Origin of the sequence: Mycobacterium sp. NPDC050441 (genome assembly GCF_040655355.1) — a bacterium.
Lineage (GTDB): Bacteria > Actinomycetota > Actinomycetes > Mycobacteriales > Mycobacteriaceae > Mycobacterium.
Map to the genome: position 1 here is coordinate 146,810 of NZ_JBFAJS010000010.1, position 15,086 is coordinate 161,895.

Sequence of the window (15,086 nt, forward strand, 5' to 3'; positions counted from 1 at the left end):
GTGTCGCGCAGCGAGGCTCGGCCGCATGATCGGCCGGGTTCGAGAGAATAGTAACTCGCGTCAATTCCTCTGCCGGCCAATGATTCTGGCCGTACCGTCGGCGGCCGGGGCCACACGGGTCATCCGACCGGCTGGGACTCGGCAGACTCGACGGGCTGCCAGCCCGGTGGGCCGAACACGTAGCCCAGCCTGTCACGCAGACGGCGGGCCCGACGCACGTCGCGGGCGATCGCCACGTATTCGTGGGTCTGCAGCTTCCAGATGTTGAAGGTGCTCACCGGCTTGGTCAGCCCGTAGTGCGGGCGGAACACCTCCGGCTGGAAGGTGCCGAACATCCGGTCCCAGACGATGAGGATGCCGCCGTAGTTGCGGTCCAGATACAGCTGATCCCGCCCATGGTGCACACGATGATGAGACGGCGTGTTGAAGATGAATTCGATTGGCCGCCACAACTTTCCGACCCGCTCGGTGTGAACCCAGAACTGATAGACCAGCTCGCGAACACCAGCCACGGCGGGATGCCGAGCAGGGGCAACGGAATCCAGGCGAGAATCTCACCGCTGTTGTTCCATTTCTGGCGCAGCGCGGTGGCGAAGTTGTAGTACTCACTTGAGTGGTGGGCCTGATGCGTCGCCCAGATCACCCGCACCCGGTGCGCAATCCGGTGGTAGCTGTAGAACAGCAGGTCCACCCCGACAATCGCGATCACCCAGGTGTACCACCGGTCCCCGGGTAGGTGCCACGGCGCCAGGTACGCGTAGATGGCGGCATAACCCAACAGCGCCAGCAGTTTCCATCCGGCCGTGGTGAGGATGGACACCAACCCCATCGAGATACTCGCCCACGCGTCACGGGTGCTGAACGCGCCTGCGGGTTCCCGTTGAGGTTCGATGTGCTCCAGGCGACGCGCGGCAACCCATTCCACGGTCAACAACACCAGGAAGAACGGGATCGCGAAGAAAACCGGATCCCGCATCGGCGGGGGCAGAAAGTCCAGGACGGACCGGATCATGTCCATGTCAGCATCTTCGGGTCAGCGGAAATTGAGTACCTGGCTGCCCCAGGCCGCGTGCAGATCACGGTCCAGGTCGGCGATGGTCTTGTCCTGTTTGTCGATGAGCAGCGTGGCGCGGTCATCGCGGCGATATGGCCGCCATACCGGCTCCCCCGGCGCTCCCGAGGGTTGCCCGGTCGCCGCGAAGTTGACCCACCGGCGGCGCAGCCGCCCCGACACCGCACGTCCATGCTTGAGCCCACCCAGCTTGAATGTCGGATCCTTCGGTCCGGCAACGAGATTGCCCCAGACGTAGGGCAGCTCGGTCGCATGGGCGGCGCCGAGTCGCAGCAGTCTCAACATCGGCGTGGTGTAGTCGAAGCGGTACAGGTGCACCGGGGCGACGGCACTGTGACCTTCGGCGAACCACAGTGTCGGCATGCGGAATCCGATATCGCGCGCCATACCCAGCCCGATCGCCTTGGGCCGCAATCCCGCATAGGCCGACGTGATCTGGGCTTCGGTCGGCAGTTGCAGGCCGGGTTGCTCGGCGGCGATCGCAGCGAACATCGATCGCAGTGCGCCGGGGGTGATCGGCATCAGCGGTGATTTCATCCAGCGGAACACCGTGGCCTCGTGCTCATTGGTTCCGATGATCAGCGGCACCGGATGGGTGCGCCCAGCCCTGGCCGCCACGACCGGATAGTCCGGAACCACGTCGCCGTCGACGATCGGTGCGAATGCCAGCAGGCCGGGTGTCTGGGTCGGGACCGCGTCGAACACCTCCTTGGCCGCCGCCAGGATGGCGGGCACCGGCGCCCCGGACAATTTCCCGACCTCGTCGCGTTCGACGCCCAGGCGCTCCAGGAACTGGGCGGCAACGGCACGTGATCGTTCAGCGTCGTACACCGATGTCGCCGGGGAACTCTGCGCGATCGCCGCGCTGAACAACCCTTCGGCGGCCGGGCTGGCCAGCAGGGTGGTGACGATCCCACCGCCGGCCGACTCGCCGAACAGGGTCACCCGTTGTGGGTCACCGCCGAAGGCGGCGATGTTGTCGCGTACCCACTGCAGTGCGAGCAGCACATCGCGCAGGCCGAGGTTGGTGTCGAAACGCAGCCCGTTGGCACCCGGCTGCCCGTTGAATTCGGACAGGTCCAGGAAACCGAACGGGCCGAGCCGGTAGTTGACGGTGACCACCACGGCGTCGCCCTCGGAGGCAAGGACCGCCCCGTTGTAGAGCGGCTGGCTCCCCGAGCCGAGGACATAGGCACCGCCGTGGACCCAGACCATGACGGGCTTGGCGTCGCCCGCCTCGGTTCCTGCCGGCGCCCAGACGTTGAGCACCAGACTGTCCTCACCCTGGCGGCCGCCCAGGTCCAGCGGTAGCCGCGGGTCGGTGATCTGCGGGCATACCGGGGCTGCCCCCGTCGCGTCGGCGATGTCCTGCCGGCGCGGGGGCGGCTGCGGTGACCGCCACCTCAACTCGCCGACCGGCGCGGCGGCGTAGCGAATACCGAGCCATTGCTTGACCGTTCCGTCGTCGGTCCCGCGAACCGGGCCGTGCCCGGTCTCTACGACCGGCTCAGCCCTGGTCCGGGCGTGTGTCGGCTCGGTCATGCGGACTCCTCGGTGAAGCGTGGGCGAACTCCCCCACGGTACTCACCCACCGACGTGGGCTCGGATAGGTTTGTCCGGTGCGGAAGTGGGCGTTGTTGATCGCGGCCGTCATCACCGAGGTCACCGCCACGCTGTCGCTGCGTGCGTCTCAGGACCATCCGGGGTGGCTGGCGCTGGTGGTGTGCGGCTATCTGGCCGCATTCGTGTTGCTGACCCTCGTGCTGCGGGCGGGCATGCCCGTCGGCGTCGCCTACGGCATCTGGGGTGCGCTGGGTACCGCGGCGACGGCCGCGCTGGCCGCGGTGTTGTTCGGCGATCCGTTCACCTGGCCGATCGTGGCCGGTATCGGTCTGATCATCGCCGGGGTGCTGCTGGTCGAACTGGGGTCGCACCCGCGTCAGGCCGAGTCATGATGTGGCTGGCCCTGACCGGGGCGATCCTGGTCGAGGTGTTCGCCACGCTCGGGCTGCGCGCGTCGGACGGGTTCCGCCGCAAGGTCTGGATCGCGCCGGTGATCGCGGGGTACGTGACGTCGTTCTATCTGCTGTGGCTGGCCCTGTCGTTGGGTGTGCCCGTGGGCATCGCCTACGGCATCTGGACCGCATGCGGGGTCGCGCTGGTCGCCGTCATCGCGAAGTTCCTGTTCAGAGAACCGCTGACCCCGGTGATGATGCTCGGTATCGCCCTAATCGTGTCGGGTGTGTTCACGATCGAGCTGGCCGGCATCGGCCCCGGAACGGCGCCCTGACGACGGCCGTCCCGGCAGCACCCCGGCCAGCAGGGCGGCGACCATCCCGGCCAGCGGAACGACCAAGAGGCCGACCCGCAAACCGGCGGCGTCGGCGACGAGCCCGACCAGCAGTGGCGCACCGAAGAACCCCACCCGCATGAGCCAGGTGACCACGGTCAGCCCGGTCCCGGGTCGCAGCCCCGGCAGCTGATCGGCGCCGTGCATCGCGGCCGGCACCAGGGTGGCCACCCCCAGGCCCGCCACCGCGAAACCGGCGATCGTGGTGGCGATGCTCGGGAAGGCCAGCGCGGTCCCCATTCCGGCAGCGGCGATGAGTCCGCCCACCCGTGTCACGGTGGCCTCGCCGAATCTGTCGACCAGCCGGTCGCCGATCAGCCTTCCGACGAACATGAACCCGACCAGCGCGATGTACCCGAAGACCGCCAAAGCCGGTGGTGTGTGCAGGCTGTCGCGCAGATACAGGGTGGCCCAGGAACTTCCGGCGTCCTCGACCGTGGCGCCTGCGATGGCGATCAGCACCAGGGCCAGCAGGATCAGGTACACCCGCGGCCCCGCCCCCGTCCCGGCCGGGGCGTGCGCTGCCGGATGATCGTCGTGGTCGGGTCCGGGCAACAGGTAGCCGTAGGCGGCCACGGCCACCGCGCTCAACAGCACGGCGATCACCGAGAGATGGACGGCGCGCGGGATTCCCAGGGCGATTGCACCGGCACCGGTGAGCCCGCCGAGGATCGCCCCGGCCGCCCACACCGCGTGCAGTGAGTTGATGATCGACCGGCCGTGTTCGCGCTGCAGCCGCAGCCCGTGCGCGTTCTGCGCGACGTCGACCACCGAATCGCAGGCCCCGGCCAGGAACAACGCGGTGGCCAACAGCAGCGGTGTGTTCGCCAGGCCGGCCAGGACCACGAAGGCGGCCAGCGCCACGGTGCCGATGACCGCCACCCGTGCGCTGCGAAACCGTCGAATCAGTGTCGCCGCAGTCAATCCTGCGACCAGCGCGCCGCCGGAGAACGAGGCGACAGCCGCCCCGTACACCGCATTGCTCAGGTGAAGGTCGGTCTTGATCTCCGGATAGCGCGGCAGGAGATTGGCGAAGATCGCACCGTTGGTCAGAAACAAAGCTCCCACCGCGATGCGGGCCCGGCGTAAGTCGGATACCACTGAGCCGACACTACTGCGCGGCTGACGGGTCAGCCGACCGCCGATACCAGCCGTTCACTGACCTGCCACAGGTCGGCGGCCTTGGCCGCGTCGTAGGAATCACGCGAGGACCGGATCCGGCGACTCCCCTCGAAGTACGCCCCGGTGACGCCGTCGAGGTCCGGGCCGGCCACCAGCGCGGCGAGGTTGGCTCCGGAGCGTCGAGTGCTGTTGACGTTGGGCAGTACCCGCAGGGCAGGCATGAACAGACGCCAGGCCATTCGCTGAACGCCCGGGTAATCCCTGGCCAGCCCCGAGCCCGGCATCAGGCCCGGATCGAAGGCGTTGACCGTGATTCCGCGGGCACCGTGGCCCAGCCGCCGGTCCAACTCATAGCTGAACAACAGGTTGCACAGTTTGGAGGTGGTGTAGCGACGCCGGCCCTCTTCGCCGGTGAGTCCGCCCGGCGGAGGGCTGAGCAGGTCGTCGGCCGAGGTGTAGCGGGGCGCCGGCATACCGGTGAACTTGTCCGGATCGTGGGTGCCGCTGCCGACCACCACGATCCGTGCCGGTGTGGTCAAGTGCTCGAGTAGATGCTGTACCAGAGCGAAGTGACCGAGATGGTTGACCCCGAACGTGATTTCGTAGCCGTCGTCCGTCGTCTGCGAACCCGCAACCATCTGCAGCCCGGCGTTGCACACCAACGCGTTCACCGGCGGCACGTCCAATTTCGGCAATCTGCAGGCAAAGTCGCGCACCGACCGCAGCGAGGCCAGATCGAGTTCACTGACCGTGGCGCGCCCGGTATGCCCGAGCCGCGCCGCCGCGTCCGCACCACGCTCGGCGTCGCGCACGGCCAGCACCACGTGCCGCCCCGGATCGGACTCCAGCAGTGCCAGTGCGCATTCGAATCCCAGCCCGGTGTTCGCACCCGTGATGATCGCGGTCTTGTCGGTCACTGTTCGTCCTCCAGGAGTATCGGGACCAGAGCGGTGACGGCTTGCCACAGCCTCCGGTACATGCGCACGACGTCGGTGGTGTCGGGTTCGAGGTGGTTGGCGAAGAACACCCCGTCAGACTGCGCGACGGCGAAGGCGGTGAGTTCGGCAACCACCCGCTCTGCGCGGTGTGGCGGCAGGCCGTCGGGCAACAGGCGGCGGACGGCATCGGAAAATCGCGCGATCGCGGTGTCACGCACGCGGCGCACCACCTGCGTCACCGTCGGATCATCGCTGCGTTCCAAGGACAGCAGGTAGAGGATCCGCAGGAATTCGGGGCGCTGCGACTGCAGTTCGGCCAGGACCGAGAGTCTTTCGTCGATGCTGCCTTCGCTCGGTATCGCCGCGAAGAAACGTTCGGCCCCGCGGGCCATCACCGCGGCGAGGACGCCGTCCTTGGATCCGAAATGCCAGTAGATGGAGCTGGCCGGTAGCCCGCACGCCTTGCGGATGTCACTGATCGAGGTCGCGGCGTAACCGCGGGTGGCGATCAGTCGCTCGGTGGCCTCGAGGATCTGCTCCCGTGAATCCGCGCCCTGCTGTTGTCTTCTGGTGGCTGGAGACGTCATGTCGACCTGTCTGTAAGGATCGTTACAGACAGGCTAACAGCGCTCGCGGGCAGTCCGCCAGTGGCACGCTGAACCGGTGACGATCCACAGCGACACCGCCGCCGACGATCTGATCCAGCTCTTCCCACCGGGAACACAGCACGACGCCGACGGCACCCTGATGGTCGGCGGTTGCCGGCTGGACGCGATCGCCGAGCAGTTCGGCACCCCGGCGATCGTGGTGAGCGAAGACGCGTTGCGGCAGCGGGCGCGGGACTACCTCGCGGCGTTCCGCAGCCGTTGGCCGCGCAGCGATGTGGCGTTCGCATCAAAGGCTTTCCCGTGCACCGCCGTCCAGAGGGTGATGGCCTCCGAAGGCCTGCACCTCGACGTCGCGGGCGGTGGCGAGATCCTGTCGGCGATCAAGGCCGGCGCCGACCCCGCCCGGCTGGTGCTGCACGGTAACGCCAAGACCGACGAGGAGCTGACACTGGCCGTCGGGCACGGCGTGGGCCTGGTGGTGGTCGACAACTTCGACGACATCGACCGGCTGGAGCGCCTGGTTCCCGCCGGGTACCGGCAGCCGTGTCTGGTCCGCGTGATTCCGGGCGTCGAGGCCGCGACGCACGCCTCACAGGCCACCGGCCACGCCGGTTCGAAGTTCGGCCTGCTGCCCGCGGATGCCCGGACGGCGATCGCCCGCATCGAGGCCAGCCCGCGGTTACGACTGGACGGGGTGCACACCCACGTCGGATCGCAGCTGCTCAACGTCGAGCAGCTGGCCGCGGCGGTGGCGCCGATCGCCGCGCTGGGCACATTCGAGGTCTACGACCTCGGCGGCGGGCTCGGGGTGCGCTACACCTACGACGAGCACCCGCCCAGCCTGGACGACTACGCCGAGGCGATGGTGGCCCAGGCCCGCGCCCTGTTGCCGCACGACAGCCGGATCATCGTCGAACCCGGCCGCAGCATGGTCGCCGCCAGCGCCTGCACGGTCTACCGCGTCATCACCGTCAAACGCGGAGCGACCACGCATGTGGCGGTGGACGGCGGGATGGGCGACAACCTGGAGGTGTCGCTCACCGGACAGCGGTTCGAGGCGACCATCGCCGACCGGGTCGGCGGCGGTGACACGGTCAGCGTCGTCGGCAGACACTGCGAGTCCGGCGATCAGCTCATCGACGCCGTACCGCTGAGGGAACCGAAGATCGGCGACCTGTTGGCGGTACCGGTCACCGGGGCGTACTGCTACACCATGTCCAATCAGTACAACGGCGCCCGACGCGTTCCGGTTGTGTTCGCGCACAACGGAACTGCCCGCCTGGTCGTGCGCCGTGACACCTGGGATGACCTGCTGGCCCGCGATGTCGACTGACACGATCGCGTTCCGGGCATCAAGATTGTCGCCATGACCACTTCGTCATCGGCCCCGTCGTCGACCCTGCTGGAGTTGGCCCGCCGCTATGGTGTCGCCGCGGAGTTCGACGACTGGACCGGTCGCCGTACCGCCGCCGCGGAGTCCACCCTGGTCGCCGTACTGGACGCGCTGGGCGTGAAGGCCGGAACCGAACGTGAGCGCGCGGACGCCTTGGCGGCGCACGACCGGCAGTACTGGCAACACTCCCTGCCGCCGATCGTGCTGGGCCGGGCAGGAGTGCCGTCGAGTTTCTGGGTCCACGTCACACACGGGGATCCGGTCGAGCTGACGCTGCTGCTCGAGGACGGCACCGAACGCGGCGGCCTGCGGCAACTCGAGAACAACCGGCCCCCATACGATCTCGGCGACCGTTTGATCGGTGAGGCCACGTTCGCACTGCCGGCCGACCTGCCGCTGGGCTATCACCGGCTGCGGTTGCGGGAGGGCGAATTCCACACCGAGACGCCAGTGGTGATCTCCCCCGCCACCGTGGGACTGCCCACCCGACTGGGTGAGCGGCGCGCCTGGGGCCTGGCCGTCCAGCTCTACAGCATCCGCTCGCACAACTCCTGGGGCACCGGCGATCTCACTGACCTCACCGATCTGGCCGTGTGGTCGGCTGCCGAGCACGGCGCCGGGTTCATCCTCGTCAACCCGCTGCACGCGGCCGCCCCCACGGCGCCGATGGAGCCCTCCCCGTATCTGCCCACCTCGCGGCGCTTCGGTAATCCGCTCTACCTGCGCGTGGAAGCCATCGCCGAATTCGCCGCGGTCCGTCACCGCAGCCGCCTCCGGGGGCTGCGCACCACGGTCAACAAGCGCGCCGACCGCCACCCCACGATTGACCGCGACGCGGCCTGGCAGGCCAAACGCGCCGCGCTGGAACAGGTGTACCGGGTTGAACGCTCAGCCGGCCGGGAACTGGCGTACACCGCCTACCGGGCCCGGCGGGGCCGCAGCTTGGAAGAGTTCGCGACCTGGTGCGCGCTGGCCGAACAGTACGGCGCCGACTGGCATGCCTGGCCGCACGCGCTGCAGCATCCGGCGAGCCCGGAGGTCGCCGCGTTCGCCGCGGCCCATCCGGAGGCCGTCGATTTCCATCGCTGGCTGCAGTGGGTTCTCGACGACCAACTCACCGCGGCTCAGGCCACGGCGGTGCAGGCCGGGATGGCGCTGGGCGTCATGAGCGACCTCGCGGTCGGCGTCGATCCCGACGGTGCCGACGCGTGGGCCCTGCAGGATGTCCTGGCCCTTGGGGTAACCGCCGGTGCCCCACCGGACGAGTTCAACCAACTCGGCCAGGATTGGTCACAGCCCCCGTGGCGGCCGGACCGGCTCGCCGAGCAGGCGTACGAGCCGTTCCGGGCGTTGGTCGAGATGGCGCTCCGGCACGCGGGCGGGGTGCGCATCGACCACATCATCGGCATGTTCCGGCTGTGGTGGATCCCGAAGGGCGCCGCACCGACCGAAGGCACCTATGTGCGCTACGACCACGACGCGATGATCGGCATCATCGCGCTCGAGGCGCACCGGGCCGGCGCGCTCGTGGTCGGCGAGGACCTGGGCACGGTTGAGCCGTGGGTGCGTGATTACCTGCGCGAGCGGGGGTTGTTCGGCACTTCGATCCTGTGGTTCGAGTCGGACGAGTCCGGAAAGCCCCTACCTGCCGAACGCTGGCGGGAGTACTGCCTGTCCTCGGTGACCACGCATGACCTGCCGCCGACGCCCGGTTATCTGGCGGGCGAGCATGTGCGGTTGCGGGAGGAACTCGGCCTGCTCACCAGGCCTGCCGATCAGGAGTCGGCCGCGGACCGCGCCGCTCAGGCGGCCTGGCTCGACGAGCTGCGCCGGGTCGGTCTCCTGGGACCGGATCCGGATACCGATCAGATCGTGACGGCGCTGTACCGGTATCTGGCCCGAACTCCGTCGAAGCTGCTGGCGCTGTCGCTTGCTGACGCAGTCGGCGAATTGCGGACCCAGAATCAGCCGGGAACCACCGACGAATACCCGAACTGGCGGATCCCGCTGGCCGGTCCGGACGGCCGACGACTGCTGCTCGAAGACGTGTTCGCCGATCCGCGGGCGGCCGCGTTGAGCAAGGTGATGGCGGGGATCACCGGACACCTGGACGGGGCCGGGATGTAACACTTCCGGCGTCTGCTCCGGTTTCACATTCGTCACCGCTGCGATATGTTCGCAAACGCACCCGACTGACGGAGTTCACGTGAAGAAGCTTGTTGCGCTCGGCGGCGGTCTACTTGCCGCCGGTTCGATCGCCCTGATGGCCGCGGGCACCGCCACCTCACAGCCGAGCTCGGCCTCGGTCAACGTCGTCGGCGAGCCGTACATGAAGGCTCTGGCGATCCTGAAGAGCCAGGGCGTCAAGGCCACCTTCGGCGGCTCCTTCGGCAGTGCCCTGCCGCAGGCCGAATGCCTGGTCGATTCCCAGAAGATCAACTCCAGCGGCAAGATGATCTTGATGCTGGACTGCAGCGCGGCCGCCGCCGACCAGTCCGCCGATTCGGCCGTGCCCGGCGGCCCGAGAGTCGGCAGCAATGGCGTGACCACGGTGACGCCGACTCCGGTGGTCCCGATCGCCGGCGCCCCTGGCGCGGGCACTCCGCCCCCCGCCTGACCCCACCCGGTACCGCCGTTCCCACCTAAATCCGTACACTGCTGAGAGTCCACTCATCCCAGGGAGGCTCTCGATGTTGCGTCCGTTGCGGTTCGACAATGAGATCGACCCGGGCCCGGTACAGATCCAGGCCCGCAAAGTGCACTTCGATCTCGACGACATCCCGTTGCACTGGATTCCGGGCCATCCCGTGGCCTCGTCGATGGTGAATCTGTTCAACGTGGTGTTGCCCGTGGCCGAACACTGGTTCGTCGCGACGTTCAATGAGGCACTGCCGTATGTGCGCGATCCCAAGCTCGCCGATGACATGCGTGGCTTCATCGGTCAGGAAGCCACCCACGCCGAGACGCACGATCAGGTGCTCGACGAGTTCCTGACCACTCACGGTGTGGATTACCAGCCGGTGCTGTCCCTGGTGGAGCATGTGTTCACCAGGACGCTGGCGCCGTCGGACTCCCCCGATCCGCGCCGCAGGCTGTCCCACCTGTGCGACCGGCTGTGGCTCATCGCCGCGATCGAGCACTACACCGCGGTGTTGGGCGACTTCGTGCTGAACTGCGCCTGGGAGGATTACGACGCCGACCCGACGATGACCGATCTGTTCCGCTGGCACGGCAGTGAAGAGGTCGAGCACCGCAGCGTGGCCCACGATGTGGCGGTGTACTTCCAGGACAGCTACTTCAGCCGGGTGCGGGCGATGTCGATCGCTGCGACGGCGGTCTACCTGTTCTTCCAGCGGGGCTGCTGGGCGATGGTCAAGAGCGATCCGACCCTCGACATCGGTTGGTGGCAGATGAACAAGATTCGTATCCGCGATTCCAAGCTCGGGCTGCTGCCCAAGTTCTCCCGGATGTTCGGCTCCAACACCCTGGCCTACTGCCGGCCCGGGTTCTCGCCTGAGGAAATGGGGTCGACGGCCCAGGCGGTCGCGTACCTGGCAAGTTCACCCGCGGCACGGGCCGCCCACCTGTGACGGGCCCCGGTATGCCGAGCCTGCTGTCGCGCTACCGCCGGCTGCCACCGAGCATCTCGGGCCGGTTCCGGCACGATCCGATGCTCGGCGCCGCCGGCGCCGCCATCGCCACCATCTGGACGGTGGGGCGGCTCGTACGGAAATCGGGCCCGCCACCTGAACTGGACCGCACGATCACATTGACCGTGACCGGGCGGGAAGTGGTCGCCCATGACCAGGATGTCATCGCGCTGACCCTGGCTGCGGCTGACGGCGGCGCGCTGCCGCAGTGGTACCCGGGTGCGCACATCGACGTGCATCTGGCCAGCGGACGGGTCCGGCAGTACTCACTGTGCGGTGATCCCACAGTCCGCGACAGCTATCGAATTGCGGTGCGGCGCATACCCGATGGCGGCGGAGGTTCCGTCGAGGTACACGACAGCCTGCAGGTCGGCAGCCGGGTGTGCACCCACGGTCCGCGCAATGCGTTCGCCTTGACGGTGCCCGGCTACGGGTCACCCACCCAGCGTTTCCGCTTCATCGCGGGCGGAATCGGCATCACCCCGATCCTGCCGATGCTCGGGTTGGCGGCGCGATTGGGTGTCGACTGGTCGATGGTGTACGCCGGACGCAGTCGCGACAGCCTGCCGTTCCTGGACGAGCTCGCCCGGTTCGGCGACCGTATCGAGATCCGCACCGACGACGTCCACGGGCTGCCCGGAGCCGACGACCTTCTCGGCGACTGCCCCGACGGCACCACGGTGTACGCCTGCGGTCCGGCCCCGATGTTGACGGGAATCCGGACCGCGCTCGCCGGCCGTGACGACGTGGAATTGCATTTCGAAAGGTTCGCGGCGCCACCGGTTGTCGACGGTGCGGAGTTCTCGGTGACTGTCGCGTCTACCGGCGCCACCGTGACGGTGGGAGCCGACGAGACCCTACTTGCCGCGTTGGTCCGGGCCGGGGTGAGTGCCCCGTACTCATGTCAGCAGGGTTTCTGTGGCACCTGCCGAATTCGGACCCTGCCGGGAACGGACGGGACCGTGCAACACCGCGATACCTTGTTGACGGACCCGGAGCGCGACGCCGGGTATCTGCTCACCTGTGTGTCGCGGGCCGAGGCCGGGCACCCGCTGACGCTCGACCTCTGAGTCGCTACCCGTCCTCCGAGGCGCCTTCGCCGTAGCCGGCCAGCTCGGGTGCGGCCATCAGCTGGTCCAACAGGGGACGCTGTCCACTGAGCAGCTTGATGCGGGCTACCGCCACCGAAACCCAAGCGACGCGGTCGATTTCGGGGAACTCGACGAGCCGCCCCGACCCTTTCGGCAGCTCGATGCTGAACGTGTTGCTCACGGCTGTGGCGGGATCGAAGTCCCCGCGCACCGCGAACGCGGTGACGACCTTGCCTCCCGCCTGCCGCACCGGGGCCAGGTCGATGCGCGGGCCTGCGGGCGGGGGCGAGCCGAGTTCCTCGGTGAACTCGCGTTGCGCCGCCGACCATGGGTCCTCGCCGTCGACGTACTCCCCCTTGGGCACCGACCATGCCCCGGCATCCTTGCGGGCCCAGAACGGCCCGCCCGGGTGGGCGATCAGAACCTCCACCTCCGCCCCGGCGAGACGGTACAACAGGACACCTGCGCTCAGCTTGGCCACTCCGTGCACGCTACGCGGATGCCGAGTTCCGAAGTGTGACGCACAACTCGTCAACATCTTCGGCCAGCCGGAATTTAAATTGTGAACTCCCGGTTAACTATTGAGTAACACTCAAACGGAGCTGACGACGGCGCTGGGGCGGGCAGCCGACGTCGGTATCACACGCGAAACAACAGAAGAGCGAAAGAAGGCACCAAAGATGATGAGGATCGGACTTGCCACGGCACTTGCAGGCGCGGCTGCCGCAGCGGTGATCGGCCTGGCGGCACCGGCCCAGGCGGCACCGACCGGCCCGGGCAACGCCCAGCAGACCATCAGTCAATTGCAGGCTCAGGGCTACAAGGTGATCGTCAACCACGTCGGTTCCACCCCGTTGGACAAGGCCACCGTGGTTGCCGTGCGACCGGGACAGACCTACAGCCGGACGGATTCCAGCAGCCCGGGCGGCGATTTGCAGACGACCGTGCTCAACAAGACAGTTTACGTAGATGTGAAGTAAGCCCAAACATCTCGAAACATCAAGGAGGGGCGTCCTTTTCGGGCGCCCCTCCTTGGTGTCCGCGCGAAGCGGCCCGGCCGGTCCGCGCTAGAGTCGCCAACGTGCGACGTTTTACCCGATATGTCGCCCTCGGCGACAGCCAGACCGAAGGGCTGTGGGATGGCGATGACAGCGTCGGCCTGATGGGCTTCGCGGACCGCCTCGCGGTCCGCCTCGACGGGCTCTATCCGGGGTTGGGCTACGCCAACCTTGCCGTTCGCGGTCACCGCATCGGCGACGTGCTGAACACCCAACTCCCCACCGCGTTGTCGATGCGACCCGATCTGGTCACCGTCTGCATCGGCATGAACGACGTGACCCGACCCGGGCGCTCGTTCACCCGCGCGCTGGGCGACCTCGACACCGCGTACCGCGCGCTCGCAGCAACCGGTGCCACCGTCGTCACCACGACGTTCCCTGACATCACCCAGATCCTGCCGGTGGGCCGACTACTCGGGAAGCGGGTGGTCCGGATCAACGACGTGATCAACGACGCAGCCGATCGGTACGGGTTCCACCTCGTCGATCTGTACTCGGCCCCCTCGATGCGCGAACCGGAAACCTGGAGCCCGGACCGGGTCCACGGGTCGGCGAAGGGACACGGCCTGTTCGCCGCCGCGGCCGCCGAAGCGCTCGGATTGCCTGACAGTAACCATGATTGGGCCCTGGCAACCGGCCCGGACCAGACCCAGTCGTTTCGGTCCCGGGCCTACTCACAGGTGCTGTGGACGCAGAACATGCTCATGCCGTGGCTGTGGCGTCACCTTCGCGGCCAGTCGGGAGGCACGGGTCGTTCAGCCCGGCGGCCGGCCCTGATGTGTCTGAGCGCCTAACCGAAGCCCAGGATCGACCAGGCCAGGTCGGCCGGCCCGCCGGTCAGATTGCCTTCGCCGGCCCTGGCCACCATCGCGGGACAGAACGTGGAGATCGCGATCCCGGTGAACATCGTGGCCGGCCCCAGGGACATGCCGCCGGTGTCGGCGACCTTGGCGGCCACGTCGGCGGCGTTCTGGCCCGGTTCGGCCAGCATCGGACACACCGACTGCCCGAGTGCCACGGCCTGGGCCGGATCCGCCGCGCCCACGCCCGCCTGACTCAGCGCGTTGACGAAGGTCTGATCGATCGGATCGGCGTGGGCCGGCGTGGCACCCATCGCCGCCGCGGCACCCATCGCCGCCACGGCGGCGAGCACCCGACCGGACCGAAACACAGTGCGCTGCATGGCAAGAATCCTACGGGCCGTCACCCAGCCGGCCGGCCCCGGTGTCCGTCAGATCCCGCCCCAGGCGGAATCGAGCTCCTTGGCGACGTCGATCACCTTGGCCTGCTCCGACGCCGGGCTGTCGATCTCACCGGCAACGTGCGCGGAGATGAACCGTTTGATCTCCGCGTCGACGCCCGCCAGTATGCGCAACACCTCGGCGCGCAGCGACGTGGAGGTGACGTGGATCGAGATGTCGGACGGCCGCGGCTTCTTGACATCGAGGATCAGCAGGAGCGGCTCGGCGGCCAACGCCGACGCCCGCAGGGCGATCTCACCGAACACCATGAACTTGGGCCGGTCGATGCGTAGGTCGATCACCATGTCGATCTCCAGGGGGATCCGGATGGAGAACGTGATGGTTTCGCCCACAATGCGGCTCACCCGGGGCTTTTGGATCTTGACCCGGGCGGTGACCTTGGCGATCTTGCCCGGCCCCTGGCCGATCGGACCCATCTCGAACGCGTCGCCGGCGATCGAGCCGATCGCGTCGCCGACCCGGTCCTCGGATACCGCCACTTCGAAGAACCGGCGCCCGAATTCCTCGTAGGTGATGTAAGCGTGATCAGCCATGATCCTTCT

At 68.0% G+C, this 15,086-nt stretch carries 16 protein-coding genes and 1 pseudogene; 9 read left to right on the forward strand and 8 right to left on the reverse strand.

Annotated features, from left to right (window positions below; all coding sequences use genetic code 11):
- Positions 1–119 precede the first annotated feature (119 nt).
- Positions 120–1,018: pseudogene (locus AB0I14_RS26750) on the reverse strand (sterol desaturase family protein).
- A 15-nt stretch (positions 1,019–1,033) separates the two neighbouring features.
- Entirely contained in the window at positions 1,034–2,614 is a 1,581-nt protein-coding gene (locus AB0I14_RS26755) for a carboxylesterase/lipase family protein (protein ID WP_358028266.1), read from the reverse strand.
- Between the two features lie 77 nt (positions 2,615–2,691).
- Between AB0I14_RS26755 and AB0I14_RS26760 the strand changes: the two genes are divergently transcribed.
- Positions 2,692–3,027 (forward strand): SMR family transporter, encoded by a 336-nt coding sequence (locus AB0I14_RS26760; protein WP_358028269.1) that lies wholly within the window; start codon positions 2,692–2,694, stop codon positions 3,025–3,027.
- Positions 3,027–3,362 (forward strand): multidrug efflux SMR transporter, encoded by a 336-nt coding sequence (locus AB0I14_RS26765; RefSeq protein WP_358028499.1) that lies wholly within the window; start codon positions 3,027–3,029, stop codon positions 3,360–3,362. Before AB0I14_RS26760 ends, AB0I14_RS26765 begins: the two co-directional genes overlap by 1 nt.
- Here AB0I14_RS26765 and AB0I14_RS26770 read toward each other — a convergent pair.
- The 3 genes from AB0I14_RS26770 to AB0I14_RS26780 are packed head-to-tail and all read right to left on the reverse strand — an operon-like array spanning position 3,300 to position 6,069.
- Positions 3,300–4,523, reverse strand: a complete 1,224-nt coding sequence (locus AB0I14_RS26770) for an MFS transporter (protein WP_358028272.1) — start codon at positions 4,521–4,523, stop codon at positions 3,300–3,302. The two genes, AB0I14_RS26765 and AB0I14_RS26770, sit on opposite strands and share 63 nt — an antisense overlap.
- 29 nt (positions 4,524–4,552) lie before the next feature.
- A complete protein-coding gene (locus tag AB0I14_RS26775) occupies positions 4,553–5,461 on the reverse strand; it encodes an SDR family NAD(P)-dependent oxidoreductase (RefSeq protein WP_358028275.1) in 909 nt (302 codons plus the stop codon).
- Positions 5,458–6,069 carry a helix-turn-helix domain-containing protein gene (locus tag AB0I14_RS26780; protein ID WP_358028278.1) on the reverse strand — a complete coding sequence of 204 codons (612 nt, stop codon included), beginning with the start codon at positions 6,067–6,069 and terminating at the stop codon, positions 5,458–5,460. Before AB0I14_RS26780 ends, AB0I14_RS26775 begins: the two co-directional genes overlap by 4 nt.
- Positions 6,070–6,145: 76 nt before the next feature.
- Between AB0I14_RS26780 and lysA the strand changes: the two genes are divergently transcribed.
- The 5 genes from lysA (at position 6,146) to AB0I14_RS26805 (ending at position 12,203) form a co-directional block, all read left to right on the forward strand.
- Positions 6,146–7,423, forward strand: a complete 1,278-nt coding sequence (gene lysA / locus AB0I14_RS26785; RefSeq protein ID WP_358028281.1) for a diaminopimelate decarboxylase — start codon at positions 6,146–6,148, stop codon at positions 7,421–7,423.
- Between the two features lie 33 nt (positions 7,424–7,456).
- Positions 7,457–9,610 carry a 4-alpha-glucanotransferase gene (malQ, locus tag AB0I14_RS26790; RefSeq protein WP_358028284.1) on the forward strand — a complete coding sequence of 718 codons (2,154 nt, stop codon included), beginning with the start codon at positions 7,457–7,459 and terminating at the stop codon, positions 9,608–9,610.
- A 79-nt stretch (positions 9,611–9,689) separates the two neighbouring features.
- On the forward strand, positions 9,690–10,100 hold the full coding sequence (locus AB0I14_RS26795) for a hypothetical protein (RefSeq protein ID WP_358028286.1): 411 nt from the start codon (positions 9,690–9,692) through the stop codon (positions 10,098–10,100).
- A 73-nt stretch (positions 10,101–10,173) separates the two neighbouring features.
- Positions 10,174–11,073, forward strand: a complete 900-nt coding sequence (locus AB0I14_RS26800; protein ID WP_358028288.1) for a metal-dependent hydrolase — start codon at positions 10,174–10,176, stop codon at positions 11,071–11,073.
- A gap of 11 nt (positions 11,074–11,084) precedes the next feature.
- Entirely contained in the window at positions 11,085–12,203 is a 1,119-nt protein-coding gene (locus AB0I14_RS26805; RefSeq protein ID WP_358028291.1) for a PDR/VanB family oxidoreductase, read from the forward strand.
- Positions 12,204–12,207: 4 nt separating this feature from the next.
- Here AB0I14_RS26805 and AB0I14_RS26810 read toward each other — a convergent pair whose 3' ends face one another.
- Entirely contained in the window at positions 12,208–12,705 is a 498-nt protein-coding gene (locus tag AB0I14_RS26810; RefSeq protein WP_358028293.1) for an NUDIX domain-containing protein, read from the reverse strand.
- Between the two features lie 199 nt (positions 12,706–12,904).
- Here AB0I14_RS26810 and AB0I14_RS26815 point away from each other — a divergent pair, with 199 nt between their 5' ends.
- Both AB0I14_RS26815 and AB0I14_RS26820 read left to right on the forward strand, forming a co-directional pair.
- A complete protein-coding gene (locus AB0I14_RS26815) occupies positions 12,905–13,204 on the forward strand; it encodes a hypothetical protein (protein ID WP_358028296.1) in 300 nt (99 codons plus the stop codon).
- 101 nt (positions 13,205–13,305) lie between these two features.
- Positions 13,306–14,076 (forward strand): SGNH/GDSL hydrolase family protein, encoded by a 771-nt coding sequence (locus AB0I14_RS26820; RefSeq protein ID WP_358028299.1) that lies wholly within the window; start codon positions 13,306–13,308, stop codon positions 14,074–14,076.
- Here AB0I14_RS26820 and AB0I14_RS26825 read toward each other — a convergent pair.
- Positions 14,073–14,465 carry a DUF732 domain-containing protein gene (locus AB0I14_RS26825; RefSeq protein WP_358028302.1) on the reverse strand — a complete coding sequence of 131 codons (393 nt, stop codon included), beginning with the start codon at positions 14,463–14,465 and terminating at the stop codon, positions 14,073–14,075. The two genes, AB0I14_RS26820 and AB0I14_RS26825, sit on opposite strands and share 4 nt — an antisense overlap.
- Before the next feature lie 48 nt (positions 14,466–14,513).
- Complete coding sequence (locus AB0I14_RS26830) at positions 14,514–15,077, reverse strand: hypothetical protein (protein ID WP_358028304.1); 564 nt, start codon at positions 15,075–15,077, stop codon at positions 14,514–14,516.
- Positions 15,078–15,086 lie beyond the last annotated feature (9 nt).

Coding starts and splice junctions, on each gene's coding strand:
- AB0I14_RS26825 (WP_358028302.1), bottom strand. CDS start 14,465: ATGCAGCGCACTGTGTTTCGGTCCGGTCGGGTGCTCGCCGCCGTGGCG.
- AB0I14_RS26765 (WP_358028499.1), top strand. CDS start 3,027: ATGTGGCTGGCCCTGACCGGGGCGATCCTGGTCGAGGTGTTCGCCACG.
- AB0I14_RS26830 (WP_358028304.1), bottom strand. CDS start 15,077: ATGGCTGATCACGCTTACATCACCTACGAGGAATTCGGGCGCCGGTTC.
- malQ (WP_358028284.1), top strand. CDS start 7,457: ATGACCACTTCGTCATCGGCCCCGTCGTCGACCCTGCTGGAGTTGGCC.
- AB0I14_RS26805 (WP_358028291.1), top strand. CDS start 11,085: ATGCCGAGCCTGCTGTCGCGCTACCGCCGGCTGCCACCGAGCATCTCG.
- AB0I14_RS26815 (WP_358028296.1), top strand. CDS start 12,905: ATGATGAGGATCGGACTTGCCACGGCACTTGCAGGCGCGGCTGCCGCA.
- AB0I14_RS26780 (WP_358028278.1), bottom strand. CDS start 6,069: ATGACGTCTCCAGCCACCAGAAGACAACAGCAGGGCGCGGATTCACGG.
- AB0I14_RS26755 (WP_358028266.1), bottom strand. CDS start 2,614: ATGACCGAGCCGACACACGCCCGGACCAGGGCTGAGCCGGTCGTAGAG.
- AB0I14_RS26800 (WP_358028288.1), top strand. CDS start 10,174: ATGTTGCGTCCGTTGCGGTTCGACAATGAGATCGACCCGGGCCCGGTA.